Genomic DNA, 19,641 nt, shown 5'->3' on the forward strand with positions numbered 1-19,641 from the left:
ATCAGCAACAACGGGGGGGGCGTGCTGGCCAACAACGGGAGTCGCTTTCGTGCCTTCCCGGATGAAGGTTGGCCCACGCCAGGCCTGTCCTTCCACCTCCAGCAAACCGCCCCGCTGGGGGTCTACGGTCTGACGGAGGCCCGCATCACCCTCCACGACGCCGCCGGACAGCAACTCGTCGACGAAACGGGCCGGCCATTGACGGCCACCAGCGGGCCCGACGGCCGCTACACCCTCTCGGCCGTCCTGCCACCCGGCAACCTCGTCGCCCGCATCCCACTCTGGAACGGGGGCATCCTGCAAGCGCTCGTCACGCCAGCCGGACGCGGGCAGGTCACGCTGGACATCAACACCGCCTCCACCATGAGCGCGGCATACGTCCTGACCAGGTTCGTGGGAGGCCAGCAGGCCATCCTCGACAAGCTGCCGGCCAGCGAAAATGAGCGTCTAACCCGAGAATTCGAGGCCGTGCGGGGCTATGTCAAGGCTGCCTTTCAGCATGATGACGGCCTGCTCAACGAGGCCACCGACGTGCTCAGAGCCCGCGTGGCCGGCGTCGACCGGGTGCTCGAAGACGTCAAGGCCTTGCTGCTCGGCCAAGCCGCGCTGGGCCGCGGGCTCAAGGCCACGGAGGTGCCCCTGGCTGGCCCGGTCCACCTGTACTGGCTGCGCGAGGGCCGTCTGGCCCTCGGCGAGGAATTGCTTGGCCGCATCCGCACGCTCGAACCCGACAGCACGCTCGCCATGCTGCTGGACAAGACCTACGGCCGCATCAAGAACAACGCCCCCACGCTGAGCAGCATGGTGGAAGGCCCTGACGGCGCCCTGTATGTCGCGGCGCTCAAGGCTCATCGGGTCTATCGCGTTCCCCGCGCGGGTGAGATCCAGGTCTGGCTCGGCAGCGGGCAACCGGGCCGGGATGCCCCGGGTGACCCGCTGGCCATGGCCTGTACCCCTCGCTGCCTGGCGTGGGATCCCGACGGCACCCTGTGGGTGGGGGAAGATAGCCGCAATAAACTCACGCCGGCCCGACTGCTGGCGCTGCGGCCGGACCGCCGGGTGGAGGCGTATGCGCTGCCGGCCGGTGCGGCCGGTGACTTGCTGAGCCTGGCCGTGATGCCAGGGCCCCGGGTGTACGTGCTGGTGCAGGCAAAGAGTGATCCGGGACAGCTGTGGCTGTTCCGGGACGGCCAATTCGAGAAGGTCGCATCCGATCTCGCCACGGGTCCCCGCAGTGGCCTCTGCGTGGGCCCGGACCAGACGCTCTACCTCAGCGAATACCATCGTCGACGCCTCCTGCGGCTGAATGCCGGGAGCCTGGAGACCGCCGTTGAATTCAAAACCGGGCCCCAACTGCCAGGCCCACTCGTCGCTGGGCCTGATGGCACGCTGTACGTCAGCGATCTGAGCGACAACGTCGTCTGGGCTGGCAAACCAGGGGCCGCCTGGCAGCCGTTGGCCGGTTCTCAGGCCGTGTTTCAACAGGGCGAGACGCAGGCCTTTGCGATCAACAACCCCAGCGGCGTGACGGCGGACGAACAGGGCCGCATCTATCTCTCCGAAACAGGCGGCAATCGCATCAAGCGCTTCGACGGTCGCGACCTGAGCGTGGTGGTGGGCGGCGAACCCGCTCAGGACAGCAACCTGGGTGACGGCGGCCCAGCAGCCGCGGCTCGCCTGAGCAAACCCGCCGGCATCACCTGGCACCAGGGAGCGCTGTACCTGATGGACCAGGGACATCGCCGGTTACGCCGGATAGAAAGCGACGGCACGATCCAGACCGTGCTCTCCTCTCCCAACCTGGCCGACGCCTGGTCGCTCACCTTCGATGCGGCCGGGAAGCCGTGCTGGCCCCGTCCCACCCGTGGCGTGATCCTGCGGGCGAACGACGGCGGCGCCGTCGAGACGCTGGCCGGCATCGAAATGGAGAAATGGCTCGGCGCCAAGCTCGCCGGCGTCCTCGCCGGCAACTTCAGCGAAAACCCTGGCCAGCTCACGCTGGGACTTCCGATGGCTGTGGCGCGCAGCCCCGGCGGTGAGCTGTACTTTTCAGACGGCATCGGCTGTCGCATCTACAAGCTGGTGGGCCCCCCCGGGGGGCCGCACCGCGTGGAACTGTTCGCCGGTATCTCGCTGGCCAAGGCCTTGGCCCGCACCCGCGAGGGCAAATTGGGCGATCTGGCGGCCGAGGAGGGCGGGCCGGCCAAGGCCGCGATCCTCTCCGTGCCGATGGGCCTGGCCTTCGACCGGCAGGGCAACCTGTACGTCACGGAAGGGGGCGACCGCAACCTGGAGGCGATGGCCCCCCTGTTCGGCAACGAACTGCCGATCGACCCTGCCTCGCTGCCGGGAGGTCCCCCGCGGGTACGCAAGATCACCCCCGCAGGTCTCATCACCACCGTGGCTGGTCCGGGAGGACGCTTCTTTCCGACCCAGGAGGGCGAGGAGGCCCTGTACATCCCCTGCGGCATCACCGTCACGCCGGATGGCCGCCTGGTCTTCACCGACATCGGCAGCAATCTGGTGCGCATCCTGCCGGCGGGCTCGTTCTGAAACGGGCAAAAAATCGACTCGGGTATATGATTGAATATGCGTCGCTTCGTATCGCTCGTCCTCAGCCTGATGCTGATGGCCGCGTGTCAAAGCCCCTCCTCGACCAGCAACCTGGCAGGCCGCAATCCCGTCAAGTCCGCCGGGGCCCCGCCCAAGGCGAGGGCCTCGGCGACCCCGGCAGGCGTGACAGCCCCCCGCTCGCGCGTCGTGCCGCAACAGGGCCAGGCCATCCAGCTGGCTGGCCTGGTGCGCCTGATCGCCCAACCCGGCGCCACCCTCATTAGCAACAACGGCGGCTCCCTGATCAGCGACCAGGGGGGCAGCCTGCTGAGTGACCAGGGCGGCAGCCTGATCAGCAACAACGGGGGAAACCTGGTCAGCAACAATGGCGGCGGCATGCTCGGGAAAACCAAGTTTTACGGGCTGCGCCAGGCCGCTCCCCTGGGGGTCTACGGTCTGACCGATGCCCGGATCACCCTGCATGACGCCAGCGAGCAACCGCTCGTCGATGAGAACGGCAAGCCGCTGACCGCTACCACGGGCCCCGACGGCCGTTACACCCTCTCGGCCGTCCTGCCGCCCGGCAACCTGATCGCCCGCATTCAACTGTGGAACGGGGGCGTTCTGCGAGCGCTCGTCACGCCAGCCGGACGCGGGCAGGTCACGCTGGACATCAACACGGCCTCGTCCATGGGCGCGGCCTACGTGTTGAAAAAATTCGTGGGGGGGCAACAGGCCGTCCTCGACAAGTTGCCTGCCAGCGAAAACGAGCGCCTGACGCGCGAGTTCGACGCCGTGCGGGGTTACGTCAAGGCCGCCTTCAAGCACGACGACAATCTGCTGAATGAGGCCACCGACGTGCTCAGAACCCGCGTGGCCGGGGTCGACAGGGTGATTGAGGACGTCAAGGCCCTGCTGCTCGGCCAGGCCGGCCTCGGCCGCGGCCTCAAGGCCATCGAGGTTCCGCTGGCCGGGCCGGTTCATCTCACCTGGCTGCGGGAGGGACGTCTGGCCTTCGGTGAGGAACTGCTCGGTCGCATCCGCACGCTCAAGGGCGACGGCACGCTCGAGGTGGTGCTCGACAAGACCCACGGCCGCATCAAGAACAATGCCCCCACGCTGACCAGCCTGGTAGAATCGTCGGACGGCAGCCTGTTCGCCGTGGCAGCCAAAGCCCAGCGGGTTTATCGCTTCTCGCTTGATGGCGAGATCCAGCCGTGGCTCGGAAGCGGCCTGCCGGGCCGAGATGCTCCGCGTGACCCGCTCACCATGGCCTGCACCCCCCGCAGCTTGGCCGTCGGTTCCGATGGCACCCTGTGGGTGGGCGAACAGGACGGCGCCGGATTGAGCCAGCTCAGGCCCCGCCTGCTGGCCCTGCGACCGGACCGCCGGGTGGAGGCCTACCCCCTGCCGCAGACCAGCAGCGGGGATGTTGCCAGCTTGGTGGTGGCGTCAGGCCCTGAGGTTGACCTGCTGTTGACCCGACGTGAAGAACCCGGCAGCCTGTGGCGGTTCCGGGATGGTGCCTTCACGGAAGTGGCGTCAAAGCTTGCCACGCATCGAGACAGCGGTCTTTGCAGGGCAGCCGACGGCACGATTTACCTCAGTGAAACGGGCCAACGCCGCCTGCTGCGCCTCACCGCCACCGGCGCACTGGAAGAGGCCGTGCGCTTCCAGCGCGGCCCCCGCCTGCCAGGGCCGCTCACCGCCGGTCCCGACGGCATGGTGTACGTCAGCGATCTGAGCACCCACGTCGTCTGGGCCGGGAAACCCGGCGGCGATTGGCAGCCGGTCGCAGGCACCGCGGCCGTCTTCCAGCGTGGCGAAACCCAGGCCTTCGCCATCAACAGCCCCATGGCGGTCACGGCCGATGACCAGAGTCGCATTTACATCGCCGAAACGGGCGGCAACAGCATCAAGCGCTTCGACGGCAAGGAACTCACGGTCATCGTGGGTGGCGACCCCACCAGCGCAGCCGACCGCGGGATGGGGGGGCCCGCTCAGCTGGCACGCCTGAAAGGCCCGCAAGGATTGGCCTGGCATCGCGGCGCGCTCTTCATTGCCGACGAAGGACACCAGCACTTGCTGCGGGTCGGCAGCGATCTCACGATTCAGACCCTGCTAAGCGGAGGAGAGCTGGACGGGGCCACGGCCATGGCGTTCGACGCCACGGGCCGCCTGTGCTGGCCGCGCGCCATGCGCGGCACGATCACACGCTTTGACCTCCAGCAACCAATCGAGACCATTGCCGGCGTCAGTCAATCAGGCGCCATGGGCGCCAAGCTGGCGGGCGTTCTGGGAACGCCCGCCAGCGATCCGAGCCAGCTGTTCATGGCGCTTCCCATGGGGGTGGCCTTGAGTCCGCGCGGTGAGCTTCATTTCACCGATAGCATTGGCTGCCGCATTTACAAGTTGAAGGGCGAATCCGGTCAGGCCCCAACGGTCGAAGTGGTGGCCGGCATCGGGCTGGCGGCCAGCCTGAAACGCCTGGAGGAAACGCCCGGCGCCCCGCCGCCGGTGCAGGAGGGCATCCAGGCGCTGGACTGCGCGCTCTCGATCCCCGTGGGGCTGGCTTTCGATGCGAAAGGCAACCTCTATGTGACGGAGGGGGGCGACCGCAACATTGAAGCGATGGCGCCGCTGGCCGGTCGCGAGCTTCCGATCGACCCGGCCCTGCTGCCCGGACGCCCGCCGCGCGTGCGCAAGATCACGCCCGAGGGCGTCGTGACCACCGTGGCAGGTCCCGGAGGCAAGTTTTTTCAGGATGCCGAAGGCGAAGATGCGCTGTTCGTTCCCTTCGGCATCACGGTCACGCCGGATGGCCGCCTGGTGTTCACCGACATCGGCAGCAACCTGGTGCGCATCCTGCCGGCGGGCTCGTTCTGAGCGTGGCGATTCAGGCCGACGAGCCGTTGCCCGGCCCCGTGGCGCAGCCCTCACGCACCTGCTAAACTGCCTGTTCGGACATGGCCTGCATCTGGAGACAATGGCGTGCTCATCGAATGCATCCCCAACATCAGCGAGGGCCGGCGGCCTGAGGTCGTGGCTGAGATCGTGGCCGCGATCCGGGCGGTGCCTGGAATCCAGTGGCTCGACCAGTCCTCGGACGCGGATCACCATCGTTCCGTGCTCACCTTCGCGGGTGCCCCTGAGGCGCTCGAGCAGGCCATCTCGGTGCTTTACACCCAGGCCGCGCAGCACATCGACCTGCGCCATCACCAGGGGGAGCACCCGCGCATGGGCGCGGTCGACGTGGTGCCTTTCGTGCCGCTGACCGGCGCGACCATGGCCGACTGCGTGGCGCTGGCCAAGCGCGTCGGGGAGCGCATCGCGGGCGATCACGGCGTGCCCGTCGTGCTGTACGAGGAAGCGGCCAGCGCGCCGCACCGCCGCAACCTGGCCGAAGTGCGCAAGGGCGAATTTGAAGGCTTGAAGGACAAACTGGCGCGCGCCGAATGGAAGCCCGACTATGGCCCCACGAACCCGCATGAGCAGCTCGGCGCCAGCGCCGTCGGGGCCCGCGAGGCACTGGTGGCCTACAACGTTTACCTCGATACGCGCGACGTCAAAATCGCCCAGGAAATCGCCAAGGCGATTCGCGGCAGCAGCGGCGGGCTCGGCAGCGTCAAGGCCATGGGCCTCTACATCGAAGACCGCCAGCAGGCCCAGGTCTCGATGAACCTGGTGAACTTCCGCAAAAACCCGCTATACCGGGTGGTCGAGCTGATTCGCATCGAAGCCGCCCGCTGGGGCGTGCGCGTCACCAGTTCGGAAATTGTCGGACTCGTGCCGCAAGCGGCCCTGCTGGAAAGCGCCGCCTACTACCTGCAACTGGAAGGTTACCAGCCGGCCATGGTGCTCGAAAACAAGCTGCAAGAGGCCCAGGCCTCGACCGCACCAGCCCCCACCCCTGCCTGAAGCCGCCCCGATGACCGACTCCTTCACCGACCTGCCCTTGCCCGAGTTGCTCGGACGCTTCGCCGCCAAGACCCCGGTGCCGGGCGGCGGCAGCGCCGCGGCGATCGCCGGCGCCCTGGCCGCGACCCTCGGCGAGATGGTCGGCGCCCTGACACTCGGCAAGAAGGGCTACGAGCACACCGTGATCGAGGTGGAAACCCTGCGGGCCGAGGCCCGGGCGCTGTCCCGACGCTTGCTGGCCGCTGCGGAGGAAGACGCTCGCGCCTATGAAGCGGTGGTGGCAGCCATAGCCCTGCCCAAGGAGACTGACGAACAGAAAGCCGCCCGCAAGGAGGCCATGCAGAAGGCCTTTCAGGGGGCCACCGAACCGCCCCTCGGCGTGGCGCGCTCTTGTCTGGTGGCCGGCCGCTTGGGTTTGCGCATGCTGACGATCGGCAATCGCAACGCCAGTTCCGATGCGGCCGTTGCGGTGCTGCTCGCCCTGGCAGGGGCCGAAGGGGCCTTGCTGAACGTGGGCATCAACCTGAGTTCCATTCAGGATGCCACGTTTGTGGAGACGACCCGTCAGGAAGCCGACACGCTGTGGGCCAGCATCGCGGCCATGCGGCGGGATATGTGGCAGGCGGCCCGTCAGGCAGGCCTGCCGAGCCCCGCGGAGGAGGCGCACGCGTGACCCTTTCCTCACCCAGTGATGACCTGCCGGTGGTGGCCAACGGTCACGACCTGACGCTCTGGGACGTGGTCTGCGTGGCCGCACGCCGGGTACCGGTCTGCATCCCGGCCGAGGCAGAGGCGGCCATGCGCGCTTCCCGTCGCAGCGTGGAGGAAATGCTGGAGGAAGACCGCGTGGTCTACGGGATCACCACCGGCTTCGGCTTCATGAAGGACCGTCGCATCTCCCCGGACGAAGTGGGCCGCTTGCAGACCAACCTCGTCCGCAGTCACGCCGCCGGGGTCGGCCCCCCCTTGCCGACCTCGGTGGTGCGCGCCATGATGCTGCTGCGCCTCAATGCGCTGGTCAAGGGATTTTCCGGCATCCGAACCGAGGTCGTGGCCCTGCTGGCGGAGATGCTCAACCGAGGGGTCCATCCCCAGATTCCGTCGCAGGGGTCGGTGGGAGCGTCGGGCGACCTCTCGCCACTCTCGCACCTGGCCCTGGTGCTGATGGGCGAGGGGGTGGCGGAATACCGGGGCATGCTCCTGCCAGGGCGCGAGGCGCTGGAAGCTGCAGAGCTGGCGCCGATCCAGCTGGCGGCCAAGGAGGGCCTGGCGCTGATCAACGGCACCCAGGCCATGACCGCGATGGGCTGCTTGATGATCGACCAGGCGCACCAGCTGGCCAAGCTGGCCGACCTGGTGGCTGCCTGCTCGGTGGAGGCCCTGCTCGGCTCGCACACACCATTCCACGCGGCGGTCCATGCCCTGCGACCCCATCCCGGGCAACTGGCGTCCGCGCGCAACCTGGTCAAGCTGCTCGACGGCTCGCAGCTGGTCGAAACCCATCGTCATTGCAACCAGGTGCAAGATGGCTATTCGCTGCGCTGCGTGCCGCAGATCCACGGCGCTTCGCGCGACACGATCCGGCACGCCCGCTCGGTCTTCCAGATTGAAATCAATGCCGTGACGGACAACCCGCTGATCTTCTCCGCGGCCGGTGAAGCCGTTTCAGCCGGTCACTTCCACGGTCAACCCGTGGCGCTGCCGCTCGACTTTCTGGGGATCGCCGTGGCCGAACTCGCCAACGTTTCCGAGCGTCGCACCGAGCGACTGGTCAACCCGACGCTGTCCAACGGCCTGCCGGCCTTCCTGACGGGCAAGCCCGGCTTGAACTCGGGCTACATGGTGGCGCAGTACACGGCCGCCGCCCTCGTGTCCGAGAACAAGGTGCTGTGCCATCCCGCCTCGGTCGATTCGATCCCCACCTCGGCCGGGCAGGAAGACCACGTCTCGATGGGCACGATCGCAGCCCGCAAGCTCATGCGCATCGTCGAGCACACCCGTCAGGTGCTGGCGATCGAACTGCTGTGCGCCTGCCAGGCCCTCGATCTGCGGGGCGAAATTCCGCCGGGACACGGGGTCGCCGCCGCTCATCGCTACGTGCGACAGTTCGTGCCCCACCTGGACGATGACCGCATCCTGGCCTCCGACATCGCCACCTTGACGCCTCACCTGGAAGAGGGGCGCCTGCTGAGTGCGGTGGAAGCCGCAGTGGGCCCATTGGAGTAGCGTGTCAGCCGTCTCGCGGGCCCCGGACGAAGCCCGACGGGACGCGCCTATGCCCCCCCTCCAGCCGCGGGCATCAGGGGACCAGGTCGATGTCGCCCAGGTAGATGGTGAAGTCCAGCCCCTTCGACTTGAAGAAGACCTTGCGCGTGCTGGTGGCCGTCCCGGAGGCCGTGAGGGTGAACTCGACGGTGGCCCCGGTGGCGACCAGTGCTTCGGTGGCCACCACGTCGGTCGCAATCGTGTTGCTGGCCAGGGCGGTCGTCGAGGCCGTGCCTTCCTTGATGATCTGGATGGTGTGGACCACCGAGGCGCTGTTGTTCTTGAAAAAGAGCTTGCCACCCGACTTGAGCCTGCTGGCGTAGCGCGGGGAGAAGCCGCTGCTGGCGGTCTGGTCGATCTGGATGGTCACCGAGGCGGGCGGGGCCACCGTCGCGCTGGCTGTCGGCGTCGGAGTGGGGGTCGGGGTGGGGGTCGGGGTGGGCGTGGCCGTCGCGGTCGCCGTGGCGGTCGGAGTCACGGTGGGCGTCGCCGTGGCGTTGGCGGAGGTGGTCGCCGAAGGCTTGGGGGTCGGCGTGGGGCTGGGCGTGGCTGGTTTCTTGGAGGGCTTTTTGGAGGAAATGGGAGGTTGAACCTGCGCGGGTGGCTTGAACAGCTCACAGCCCCCGCTGAGCGATGAGGTCACCACCGTTGCCAGGGCAAACGCAAAAAAGCGTGACGAGGGCCGCATCCAGGGTTCCTTTCCCGTTCTCGAGTGACTGGCTGACACCGTTATACCCCATGACTGGCTGCTGAATCGAGTTTGGCCGCTCTGGAACCCCCGGTGTGGGCCCGGTGCACAAGTGATAGAATAGGACATTTGCGGGCCCTGGCCTGTGGCGTGCGCCCCGGAGGTGGCAGAATCATGATGAAAAAGTTACTCGTGGCCAACCGTGGTGAAATCGCCATTCGCATCATTCGGGCTTGCCGGGAACTGGGCGTCGCGACGGTGGCCGTCTACACCGAGCTGGACCGGGAGTGTCGCCACATCGAACTGGCCGACCAGGCCTTCAGCCTGGGCGAGGCGACGTACCTCGACATGGCGGCGCTGTGGGCGATCGCCGAACAGGCCGACTGCGACGCGATTCACCCTGGTTACGGCTTTCTGGCCGAGAACGCCGACTTCGCGGCGGGGACCGTGACCCGGGGCCTGACATGGGTGGGACCGCACGCCGAGGCGATCGCCCAGATGGGCTCCAAGCTGGCCGCCCGCAAGCTGGCCCTGGCGCACGAGGTGCCGATCGTGCCCGGCGACACCGAGCCGGTCACCAGCGCGGAGGCCATCCGAGCCTTCGGCGCCGCCCACGGCTACCCGATCCTGATCAAGGCCGCCGCTGGCGGCGGCGGCCGAGGCCAGGTGGTGCTGAACGGCCCCGAGGAGATCGAAGCGGGCCTCGAGCGCGCCCAGCGCGAAGGCCTCAACTACTTCGGTGATGCCTCGGTCTACATCGAGCGCTACCTGACGCGGCCCCGCCACATCGAGGTCCAGGTGGTGGCCGACAAGCACGGGCAAGTGATTCACCTGGGCGAGCGCGATTGCACGATCCAGCGCCGCAACCAGAAGCTGGTCGAGGAAGCGCCCTCTCCGGCCGTCGACCCGGCCCTGCGGGACGCTCTCGGCCAGGCGGCGTGTCGCATGGCCCGCGCGGTGAATTACGATTCGGTGGGCACCTGCGAGTTCATGGTCGAAGATGGCCGCTTCTACTTCCTGGAGATGAACACGCGCATCCAGGTGGAACACACCGTCACCGAGGTGATTTACCGCTGCGACCTGGTCAAGGAGATGCTGCGCATCGCGGCCGGCACGCCGCTCGACCCCGGCCTGGTCGGCAAGTCCGCCGAGGGCTGGGCGATCCAGGTGCGCCTGAACGCGGAAGACCCCTCGGCCAATTACCGGCCGACCCCGGGCTACCTGGCCCGCTACGTCCGGCCGGAGGGCCCCGGCGTGCGGCTCGATGGGGCGGCCTACGAGGGCTGGACGATCCCGACGGCCTACGACTCCATGATTGCCAAGCTGATCACCTGGGGACAGGACCGCCACGAGGCGATCGCCCGCATGCGTCGCGCCCTCAAGGAAACCGTGATCGAAGGCGTGCCCACCACCGTGCCACTGCACGCCGTCATCATGGAAAACCCGACCTTCATCGGCGGCGACTTCTCGACCCGCTTCCTGCAGGATTGCCTCACCGAGGCGGAACGGGCGCGCATCAAGGAGGCCATCGACCCGGTCGTGGCGGAAGGCCCGACGCCCTTGACCACCACGCGGAACTTCTCGCTGGAGGTCAACCGCCAGCGCTTCGAGGTGGTGCTGCGCGACCCCTTGGGTAGCCTGGCCGTGACCTCGGCCGCCGCAGGCCCTCGCAAACCGACGCCGGCCCCCAAGGGCGGAGCCAAAAGCGCGGCAGGTGCCCCCTCGGACGGTCAGCTTCGGGCGCCCATGATGAGCCGGGTGGTCAAGCTCTGTGTCGCCGTGGGGGATACGGTCAAGGCTGGTCAACCGCTGGTCGTGATCGAGGCGATGAAAATGGAAAGCGAACTGGTCAGCCCGCAAGACGGCGTGGTGCAGAGCCTCCAGTGCCAGGCCGGCGACACGGTGCAGCAAGGACAGATACTGGCCAGCCTGGCGTGAGACCGATGCCCGTGCGACCTTCTTTGCCCCTTCGAATGCTGTTGGCCCTGATCGGCCTGCTGGCGGCCTGTGACAAGCAAGAATCGCAATCGTCACCCTCGCCGGCCCCCTCGCAAGCCCTCTCCCTGATGGATGCCTTGCCATCTCCCACGCCCAATCAGGTGCTGCCGTCCATGCCGCCTCCGGTCAGCGGGGCCTTCACCGCCTACGAGGACTTCGAGCACGGCATCCAGCGCTGGACGCTGCAGACCAACCCGAACGGATTCGGCTGGCATCTGCTGAAAGCCTCGACCTGCGGCGGTCTGTACACCATGGTGCTGGGTTTCAAGGACAACCAGGCCACTCGCTTCAAGCCCGGCACGGCCCTGTTGACCCTGCGCGAGCCGATTGCCCTGCCGGCCGGTAAACACCTTCAGCTCAAGTACGATGTCAAAGGGCTGGTGAATCCCCCCGAGGCAGCCACCATCCAGGCTGAAATGCGTCTGGGCACGGGAGCCTGGCGTCCGGTGGCCCCGCTCGCCCAGGCCCGCTTTCCACTCGTGGTCAGCTTCCGGGCCGACCTGACGCCCTATGCGGGCCAACGCCTCAGCCTGCGCTTCCGCGGCCAGGGCAGTCAGACCTTGGAGCCGCAGAAAGGCTTTTACCTGGACGACATCCACATCATTCAGGCCCGGGAGCCGTGACGCCGGGAATCACGAGTCGCTATCGAGGCACGCGGAGCGGCGGGGCCCGCCCATCAGCCCGCCTGCTCGGAGCAGTGATTCGGGTGCTGCTTGGCGTGTCGGCGCTGGGGTGGCTGGGAGGCTGTGCCGACCGGGAGGGCGAAGCCCAGCAAGCCATGAAGGGTGCCGCCCAGGAAATGGTCGAAGCCCGGCGGCTCGAATCCGAAAGCTATGCGGCGGCGCTGGAACGCTATGAAGCCGCCCTGGCGGTGGTCGGGAAAGTGCGCACGGAATACGCCGACACGCCGGCGGGGGCGCTGGCCGGCAAACCCAGCACCTACGTCGGCCCCGTCACGCTCGGTGTGCTGGACAGCGTCGTCCTGCCCGCCGTGCGCCGGCGGGCCGAGGCTGAGGCCAGCCCGCTGGCCTGCGCGGCCTTCATGGCCGAGACCATTCCGGGTCCTGCGCCGCGCGTGCAGGCCCTGGCCACGGTCGCGAAGGCGGCCGCTCAACTGGACCGCACCACCATCGCCGGGCGCATGCTGAAGGTGGCCCAGGCCACGGCCGCGGGCCTGCCAGCCGGCTCCGAGGCGCAGGATCACGCCTGGGAGTCCGTCGCGGATACCCTGATCGCGGCCCGTGACCTGGAGCAGGCCCGCAGCTTGATTCTCGCGCACGGGTTCGAAGGCCCCTGGCAACGCCTGGCCGTGGCGCTGGTCAAAACGGGCCAGACCCAGCGGGCCGCCGGCATGGTGGCGCACAGCCTCGGAGGGGCTCCCATGCCACGCCTGGAGGCGCGGGCCGTGATCGCGGCGGCCCTGTGGCGCGAAGGAGACACCGCGCGGGCCCAGCAACTGATGAACGAGGCGGAATACTGGGCCAAGGCCGTCACGCCCGAAGAGGTTCCCCGTGCAGGCCTGGTGCTGGCCCGGCACTACGCCATGCAGCGCGCCTTGCCGCAAGCCGACAGCTGGCTGACCCAGGTGGATGGCCTGCGGGTCGCCAACCGCGACGAACTGGACGGCCTGGTCGAGGCCTACCGGGCCGGCGGTGGAGAATCGCGCTTGCTGGCACGCGTGCACGACCAGTTGACCAGCATCGAGGCCGGCACCACCGCCCTGCCGTCGAGCGAGGTTCCCTGGCTGGCCAACGTGGCCTATCTACAGGCCAAGCTGGGCGAGGCCGAGCCCGGCGCGTTCGCACTCTCGCAGGCGCGCACCCGGGCCGATGCCATCTCCGCGGTGGACAGCCCGCCAGGCCTCGATCTGGAGGTCACGACCCTGATGGACATCAGCGAGCGCCTGCTGACGATCGGGCACATCCAGCCGGGCCTGGGCGCCCTGGAAGATGCCCTGGACCGAGTCAGGCGCTATCCCCTGCCCATGCGGCCCCCCTTTCTGCTGCGCGCGGCCAAGCTGGCCGCTTACGGCGGGAAGGCCGACCGGGCCCTCAACCTGATCGAGCAACTGACCACCCAGGAGCAGATCGCCGGGGCGCTGGCCGAAGCGGCACAGGCCTCGCGTGGCGGCCTGGTGGCCTCTCCGCGCAGCCTGCACGACCTCGCGGCACGTTTCGACACGCTCGAAGGGTTGCACTGAAGACGCGTCTGGGGTCGGCCAGCATCGCTGGCCCTGCCCCCGACCACCTGGCCCGGAACGCGCCGCCTCGCGTCAGCCTTGCAATGGCGTCGAAAGCAGGCGTGAAGAGGTTTACGCGCCCGCGATCGCCAGCTCCGCGATGCGCACGCTGGGAGAGCCGATGTAGGCCCCGTGAGGATGAAATTCGAGGTCGTCGCCAAGCGCCTCGACGCCCGCCAGCATCGTGACGAAGTTCCCAGCCACCGTGATGTTGGCCACGGCGTGCTGCTCGACTCCATCGAGGTACAACCAACCCTGGCACTGCAGCGAAAAGTCCCCGCTGATGGCATTGGTGCCGGCGTGCACCCCCTGCAAGTCGTCAATCACGACGACCGGGCCGGGCCCGGCCACCAGCGCCGCGAAGGGCTGGTCACCCGGCTGCACGTACAGGTTCGTGGGCGCCACGCTGAGCGTGCCCTTGTAGCCACCACGACTGGCGTGCCCGGTCGAGGCGACCCCCATCTGACGGGCGGTCTGGGCGTTGTGCAGGAAGGTCTTGAAGACCCCCCCCTCGATCAGGGCACAGGTGCGGCTGGCGGTGCCCTCATCGTCGAAGGGACGAGACGCGTAGCCCTCGGCCAGCAGGGCGTCATCGAGCAGGGTCAGGCGGGTGGCCGCCACCGCCTCGCCAAGCCGACCGGCCAGCAGGCTCTTGCCCTCTTGGGCGGCCTTGGCCGAGAACACATCGCTGAAGGCCGACAGCAATTCGCTCATGGCCCGCGGGGTGAAGACCACGGGATACTGGCCAGACGTCAACGAGCGCGCCCCCAGGCGCCGACAGGCGTGGCCCACGGCCTGACGGCCCACCGCCTCGAAGTCGATCGTCTCGAACCGCCGCGTCAGGTGCATGTGGATGCCCGTGCGGTTCTCACCCGCTTCCGACACCAGCGGGAAGACCACGGCATAAGCCTGGTTGCTGCGGAAGTGGCGATCGAGGCCCCGCGTGCTGGCAACGCGCACCACACTGGTAGCATCCGCGTAGACACAGCCGGGCACGGCCTTGACGCGCGCATCGGCGCGAGCCGCCGCCTCGGCGCGCAGGATGCCCGTCACCTTGGCCTCGAGGGCGACGTCTTCCAGCGACGGTTCGTACAGGCCCGGCACAGCCGGCGCGTCCTCAGCCGCCATGACGAGCCCCACGCCCGCTTCACCGGCGACAATCGCGGCGTTCTCGGCTGCTTCCGAAAGCATCCGGTCGAGCGCCTCGGGCGTCAGGTTCTCGCTGTAGGCGTAGCCCACGCGATCGCCCTCCACCACGCGCACCCCCAGCCCTACCGAGTGGGAGCGCTGAAAGCTTTCGAGCGTGCCCTGATTGGCGCGCAAGGTCAGGGCTTCATCACGCCGGGCGTAAACCTCGACGTCCGTAAGCCCTTTGAATTCAGCCAGACCCAGCAGGTGCCGAACTTCAGCGTCAAAGGGAAGCGCGGTGATCATAGGAGCGACTCCAGACACAGAGGGATTCACTTGCGACCTCCCACGACAATTTCACTGACCTTGATGGCGGGTTGCCCGACATTGGTGGGGATCGAGCCCGAGATGGAGCCGCAGCGGCCGGCCGCCATCGCGAAATTGTCCCCCACCATCACGATTTTCTGCAGGATGTCCCCGCCGTTGCCCACCAACGTCGCGCCCCGCACGGGCTCCGCGATGCGACCATCCCGGATCATGTAGCCCTCCAGCACGGCGAAATTGAAGTCGCCGGTGCCGGGCGAGACCGAACCGCCCCCCATCTTCTTGGCGTAGAGGCCGTAGTCGATCGAGCCAATCATGTCATAGACGGTGTCATGGCCTGGCGCGATGAACGTGTTGCGCATGCGGCTGGTGGGCGCGAAGCGGTAACTTTGGCGACGGCCCGAGCCCGTCGGGGCGTAACCCGTCTTGCGAGCCCCCAAGCGGTCGACCATGTAGCTGGTGAGCACCCCGTTTTCGATCAGCACCGTGCGTTGCGTCGGCAGGCCCTCATCGTCGACGGCCAGCGAACCCCATTCGCCATCCATGGTGCCATCGTCGATGGCGGTCACGCACGGATGGGCAATCTGTTCCCCGAGCTTGCCCGCGAAGATGCTGGCGCCCTTCGCCACCGAGGTCGTCTCGAGCAGATGGCCGCAGGCCTCATGAAAGATCACCCCACCGAAGGCGTGCTCGATCACCACCGGCATCTTGCCGGAGGGCGCGTAGTCCGCGTGCAGCATCGTGACGGCCGTATGGGCGGCCGAACGGGCCAGGGCCTCGATGTCGAGCGTGTCGATCCACTCCCAGCCGGCCAGCGCCCCCGGCGTCTCACGGCCGCTCTGCTTCTCATCCCCCTGGGTCGCGATGGCGTTGATCATCAGGCGGATGTAGGGGCGCTCGTCCGTGAGCCACAGGCCCTCGGAGTTGGCGATGAAGACCCGCTGGTCCTCCTCGGCCACCGTGGCCTCGACCTGGGTGACCTCGGCGGACGCGGCCCGCGCGGCCGCATCGGCGCGGCGCAGCACGGCCACCTTGGTGGCCTTGGAGACCTCATCGAGGCGCACGGCGCCCTTGTGACGGGGCGTCACGGTTTCGGGGCGCCAGCTCGCCCGGACATGGCGCTCGGTCCCGGCCTGGGCGGCAGCCACCTGCCGGGCGATCGCCAGCAAGCCCTCCAGGCTCAGGTCACTGGTGTACGCATACACCGCCTCGCTGCCGTACAGCACGCGAACCCCCGCCCCGTAGTCCCGACCAGACAAACAGGAGGCCACGCGCCCATCCAGCCACTGGATGGTGCTGTAGGCCTTGTCCTCAGCAAAAATCTCGGCAAAGTCGGCCCCGTTGGAGAGGGCGCAATCCAGCACCTGCTCCACCACATCGCGCGACAAGGTGAACGGCGCTCGGGTCGTCAGCTCTTTCATAATTCACTCTCCTCGCCCCCGGGTGCCTGGACCGGGCACCCGCCACAGCGGTGCTGCTGTCATGATACCACCCCTTAGAGGGGCAGGACCCTCAGAGGGCGTGCGTTCAGCGCACCGTGAACAGATACTCGGCCACGCGCTGGTTCTGACCGTCCGAAATCGTGCAAGTAATCCGCACGCGGCCACTGCCGCCCGCCGTCCAGCGCACGCTCGCGCCACTCGTGGCCGAGAGCCGACCGGCCGAGGCCGTCCAGGCAAAACGCAGGCGGGATTCCGGCAGGTTGGTGTCGACCCACAAGCGGATCTCTTCCCCGGCCGTCACCGTCGACTTTTCCGGGTCCAGATTGGTGCGCACGAAGGCGATCGCCGCCCCCCCGGGCGCAGCCGGCGCATCCGGCAACAAGCCGTCCAGCGGCACCGCACAACCGGACAGGCCGAGCACGGCGGCGGCCATTCCCCCCAGCCAGCTCCGACGAATGTGGCGAGCAACCTGCATAGGCGTTCCGAAGACCTCCGGGCAGCATCGTAGGGGGCAGACGCGCACTCGGCAAGCCCTCCCTCGCCGCGATCGCCCGCCTTGCCGTTAAGGGGGGATTGTGATAGGCTGAAACGCTGACTGCTGGCGCCTGAAGCGATCTTGCGCCGCATACGCCACGAGGCGCGTGTTCTACATCGCCTCTCGCCACGTCCCTGCTTCTTGAACCATCAACTGGCAAGAAGCCATCTGACAGATGTCCGGAGGGAACCACCTTGGTTCGCAGTTACGAAACGATGTACATCATCAAGCCGACGCTCGATGAAGAAGCCATCGATGCGGTGATTCAGCGCGTCGACGGCCAGATTGGCAGTCTCGGCACCCTGGAGAAGACCGAAAAGCGCGGTCGCAAGCGCTTGGCCTATGAGGTCAAGGACTTCAAGGACGGGTTCTACGTCCTGACCAACTTCCAGGCCGCTCCGACGCAGGTCAAAGAGCTCGAGCGTCTGTTCAAGCTCAACGACGACGTGATCCGTCACCTGATCGTCCGCCCCGAAGCGGAGTAAGCGCCGACGACTTCACGTCCGGCTGCTGATACGTGTGTAGAGAACGGAATCGCCCATGAGCATCAATCACATCACCTTGATGGGGCAAGTCTCCCGCGGGCCCGAATTTCGGATGACCCAGAGCGGTCAACCGACCATCACCTTCACGGTGGCGGTCTCTCGCCCCGCGTGGAAAGAAGGCTCCCCGGCCTCGGTGGACTACATTCGCGTGGTGGCGTGGCGCCAGCTGGCTGAACGGCTGCGCGATTCGCTCCACAAGGACGACTTGGTGGTGGTCGAAGGTCGCATGGTGACCCGTTCCTATGACACCCCGGACGGCCAGCGCCGCAAGGTGGTGGAGGTGGAAGCCACCAGCGCCTCGGCGGTGGGGGCAGCCGCCCCCAGCGAAGCCAAGCGGGCCGCTCCTGCCGAGGAGCCCGACGGACCCGTTTACGGGGACGAAGACGACGATTTCAGCAGCCTCGAAGCGGCGCCGCCTCAGGCGGCACCGAAAACCTTCGGGCGCCGTGCAGGAGCCCCGGCCGGTGGTCCCAAACCCCAGGCCGTCGCTTCCGCGCCGCCTCCCGATTTTGACGACGAAATTCCCTTCTAGGGGCAAACGCCCCCGCGACGAAAGGCAAACGAACCATGGCCAAAGGTGGCAAAGCAGGCGGCCGGATGAAGCGCCGCAAGGTCTGCACGTTCTGCGTGGACAAGGTCGAACTGATCGACTACAAGGACACCGTGCGCCTCAAGAAGTACATCTCCGAGCGCGGCAAGATCCTGCCCCGCCGGGTGACGGGCAACTGCGCCAAGCATCAGCGCGGCCTCACGGACGCCACCAAGCGGGCCCGTGAAATCGCGTTGATGCCCTTCGTCATCGCCTGATTGTGAAAACCGAGGCCTCGGGTTGACCCCCGGGGCCTCTTCGACATCCCCCCGAACCCGTCGAAACGGTCAGGCGTGTCCGGAGACGAACCACCCCTCCGGAATACGAAGACCGCTTCTGTCTGCCGGAGTCCGTTTTGACCATGAACCTCGCGACGCTGGAACACACCTTGCAAGAGGCGCAAGTCGCACTCGAGGCGGCCCAGGACCTGCCGACGTTGGAGGCCTGGTACACCCAATTTTTCGGCAAGGAGCGCGGCGAGTTCCAGGCCCTGCTGCGCAGCATTCCCTCCCTGCCGCCGGCCGAGCGCAGCACCGTCGGCAAGGCCATCCACCAGGGCAAGCAGGCCCTCGAGGCCGCTTACGAGGCGCGCCGAACCGCCTTCGAGCAGGATGCTCTGACGGCCCAGCTGCGCAGTGAACGCGTCGACGTCACGCTGCCCGCGCGACGCCTCACCACCGGCCACGCGCATCCCGTGCTTGCCATCAAGGAAGAGTTGATCGCCTTCTTCGAGCACTATGGCTTCAGCATGGCGGAAGGCCCCGAAATCGAAGACGATTGGCACAACTTCACGGCGCTCAACACGCCGGCCGACCACCCGGCCCGCGACGCGCAGGACACGTTCTATCTGCCGGGCGGGGCCCTGTTGCGGACGCACACGTCGTCGGTTCAGATCCGCGCCATGAGCGCCCAGCAACCGCCCCTGCGACTGATCATGCCAGGTCGGGTGTATCGGCGCGATGAGGTCACCAAGCGCCATTACCCGATTTTCCATCAACTCGAAGGCCTCATGGTCGACAGTCACGTCCACATGGGCCACCTCAAAGGTCTTCTGACCGAGATGCTGCGAGCCCTGTTCGGGCGTGAACTGGCTGTGCGCCTGCGACCCAGCTTCTTCCCCTTCACCGAACCCTCGGCCGAGGCGGACGTCGCCTGTCCGTTCTGCCACGGCAAGGGCTGCGGCACCTGCTCCTACAGCGGCTGGATTGAACTGTGCGGCGCCGGCATGGTCGATCCCAACGTGCTTCAGGCCGTGGGCTATGACCCCCGCACGGTGAATGGCCTGGCATTTGGCCTGGGCATCGACCGGGTGGCCATGATCCGGTATGGCATCAACGACATCCGTCTCCTCTGGGAAAACGACATCCGCTTCCTGCAGCAATTCTGAGCCCTCACCCGTGTCGCCGGCCCGCTCCGG

16 protein-coding genes are annotated in these 19,641 nt (G+C 67.6%); 12 read left to right on the top strand and 4 right to left on the bottom strand.

The genetic code is table 11. The features are described from left to right. From VKP62_14200 to hutH, 5 genes are all read left to right on the top strand, one after another. The coding region (locus VKP62_14200) for a hypothetical protein (GenBank protein ID MEB3198347.1) at positions 1-2,553 on the top strand (2,553 nt) is incomplete at its 5' end. 36 nt (positions 2,554-2,589) lie between these two features. After that, positions 2,590-5,439, top strand: coding sequence for a hypothetical protein (locus tag VKP62_14205; protein ID MEB3198348.1), 2,850 nt, complete (start codon positions 2,590-2,592; stop codon positions 5,437-5,439). Between the two features lie 105 nt (positions 5,440-5,544). After that, positions 5,545-6,471 (top strand): glutamate formimidoyltransferase, encoded by a 927-nt coding sequence (gene ftcD, locus VKP62_14210; GenBank protein MEB3198349.1) that lies wholly within the window; start codon positions 5,545-5,547, stop codon positions 6,469-6,471. A gap of 10 nt (positions 6,472-6,481) precedes the next feature. Further along, the gene (locus VKP62_14215) at positions 6,482-7,144 is read left to right on the top strand and encodes a cyclodeaminase/cyclohydrolase family protein (GenBank protein ID MEB3198350.1); all 663 of its coding nucleotides are present in this window, start codon (positions 6,482-6,484) and stop codon (positions 7,142-7,144) included. Continuing rightward, the gene (hutH, locus tag VKP62_14220; GenBank protein MEB3198351.1) at positions 7,141-8,697 is read left to right on the top strand and encodes a histidine ammonia-lyase; all 1,557 of its coding nucleotides are present in this window, start codon (positions 7,141-7,143) and stop codon (positions 8,695-8,697) included. Before VKP62_14215 ends, hutH begins: the two co-directional genes overlap by 4 nt. 73 nt (positions 8,698-8,770) lie before the next feature. Here hutH and VKP62_14225 read toward each other — a convergent pair whose 3' ends face one another. Then, positions 8,771-9,424 carry a hypothetical protein gene (locus VKP62_14225; protein MEB3198352.1) on the bottom strand — a complete coding sequence of 218 codons (654 nt, stop codon included), beginning with the start codon at positions 9,422-9,424 and terminating at the stop codon, positions 8,771-8,773. Positions 9,425-9,598: 174 nt separating this feature from the next. Here VKP62_14225 and VKP62_14230 point away from each other — a divergent pair, with 174 nt between their 5' ends. The 3 genes from VKP62_14230 to VKP62_14240 are packed head-to-tail and all read left to right on the top strand — an operon-like array spanning position 9,599 to position 13,622. Then, positions 9,599-11,362 carry a biotin carboxylase N-terminal domain-containing protein gene (locus VKP62_14230; GenBank protein ID MEB3198353.1) on the top strand — a complete coding sequence of 588 codons (1,764 nt, stop codon included), beginning with the start codon at positions 9,599-9,601 and terminating at the stop codon, positions 11,360-11,362. 11 nt (positions 11,363-11,373) lie between these two features. Continuing rightward, positions 11,374-12,045: a hypothetical protein gene (locus VKP62_14235; protein MEB3198354.1), complete on the top strand. Its 672-nt coding sequence runs from the start codon at positions 11,374-11,376 to the stop codon at positions 12,043-12,045. Then, positions 12,042-13,622, top strand: coding sequence for a hypothetical protein (locus tag VKP62_14240; protein ID MEB3198355.1), 1,581 nt, complete (start codon positions 12,042-12,044; stop codon positions 13,620-13,622). The genes VKP62_14235 and VKP62_14240 overlap by 4 nt, the downstream gene beginning before the upstream one ends. Positions 13,623-13,733: 111 nt before the next feature. On the opposite strand, the gene VKP62_14245 is transcribed toward VKP62_14240, so the two are convergent. The 3 genes from VKP62_14245 to VKP62_14255 all read right to left on the bottom strand — a co-directional run bounded on the left by VKP62_14245 (position 13,734) and on the right by VKP62_14255 (position 17,030). Beyond that, a complete protein-coding gene (locus VKP62_14245) occupies positions 13,734-15,095 on the bottom strand; it encodes a metallopeptidase TldD-related protein (GenBank protein MEB3198356.1) in 1,362 nt (453 codons plus the stop codon). Positions 15,096-15,121: 26 nt separating this feature from the next. After that, on the bottom strand, positions 15,122-16,534 hold the full coding sequence (locus VKP62_14250) for a TldD/PmbA family protein (GenBank protein MEB3198357.1): 1,413 nt from the start codon (positions 16,532-16,534) through the stop codon (positions 15,122-15,124). A gap of 106 nt (positions 16,535-16,640) precedes the next feature. After that, a complete protein-coding gene (locus tag VKP62_14255) occupies positions 16,641-17,030 on the bottom strand; it encodes a hypothetical protein (protein ID MEB3198358.1) in 390 nt (129 codons plus the stop codon). A 254-nt stretch (positions 17,031-17,284) separates the two neighbouring features. Between VKP62_14255 and rpsF the strand changes: the two genes are divergently transcribed. The 4 genes from rpsF to pheS all read left to right on the top strand — a co-directional run bounded on the left by rpsF (position 17,285) and on the right by pheS (position 19,611). Continuing rightward, positions 17,285-17,575: a 30S ribosomal protein S6 gene (gene rpsF / locus VKP62_14260; GenBank protein ID MEB3198359.1), complete on the top strand. Its 291-nt coding sequence runs from the start codon at positions 17,285-17,287 to the stop codon at positions 17,573-17,575. A gap of 55 nt (positions 17,576-17,630) precedes the next feature. Further along, a complete protein-coding gene (gene ssb / locus VKP62_14265; protein ID MEB3198360.1) occupies positions 17,631-18,167 on the top strand; it encodes a single-stranded DNA-binding protein in 537 nt (178 codons plus the stop codon). Between the two features lie 65 nt (positions 18,168-18,232). Continuing rightward, entirely contained in the window at positions 18,233-18,442 is a 210-nt protein-coding gene (rpsR, locus tag VKP62_14270) for a 30S ribosomal protein S18 (GenBank protein MEB3198361.1), read from the top strand. 143 nt (positions 18,443-18,585) lie between these two features. Continuing rightward, entirely contained in the window at positions 18,586-19,611 is a 1,026-nt protein-coding gene (pheS, locus tag VKP62_14275) for a phenylalanine--tRNA ligase subunit alpha (protein MEB3198362.1), read from the top strand. Positions 19,612-19,641: the final 30 nt, after the last annotated feature.

Source organism: Candidatus Sericytochromatia bacterium (genome assembly GCA_035285325.1).
Classification (GTDB): domain Bacteria; phylum Cyanobacteriota; class Sericytochromatia; order S15B-MN24; family JAQBPE01; genus JAYKJB01.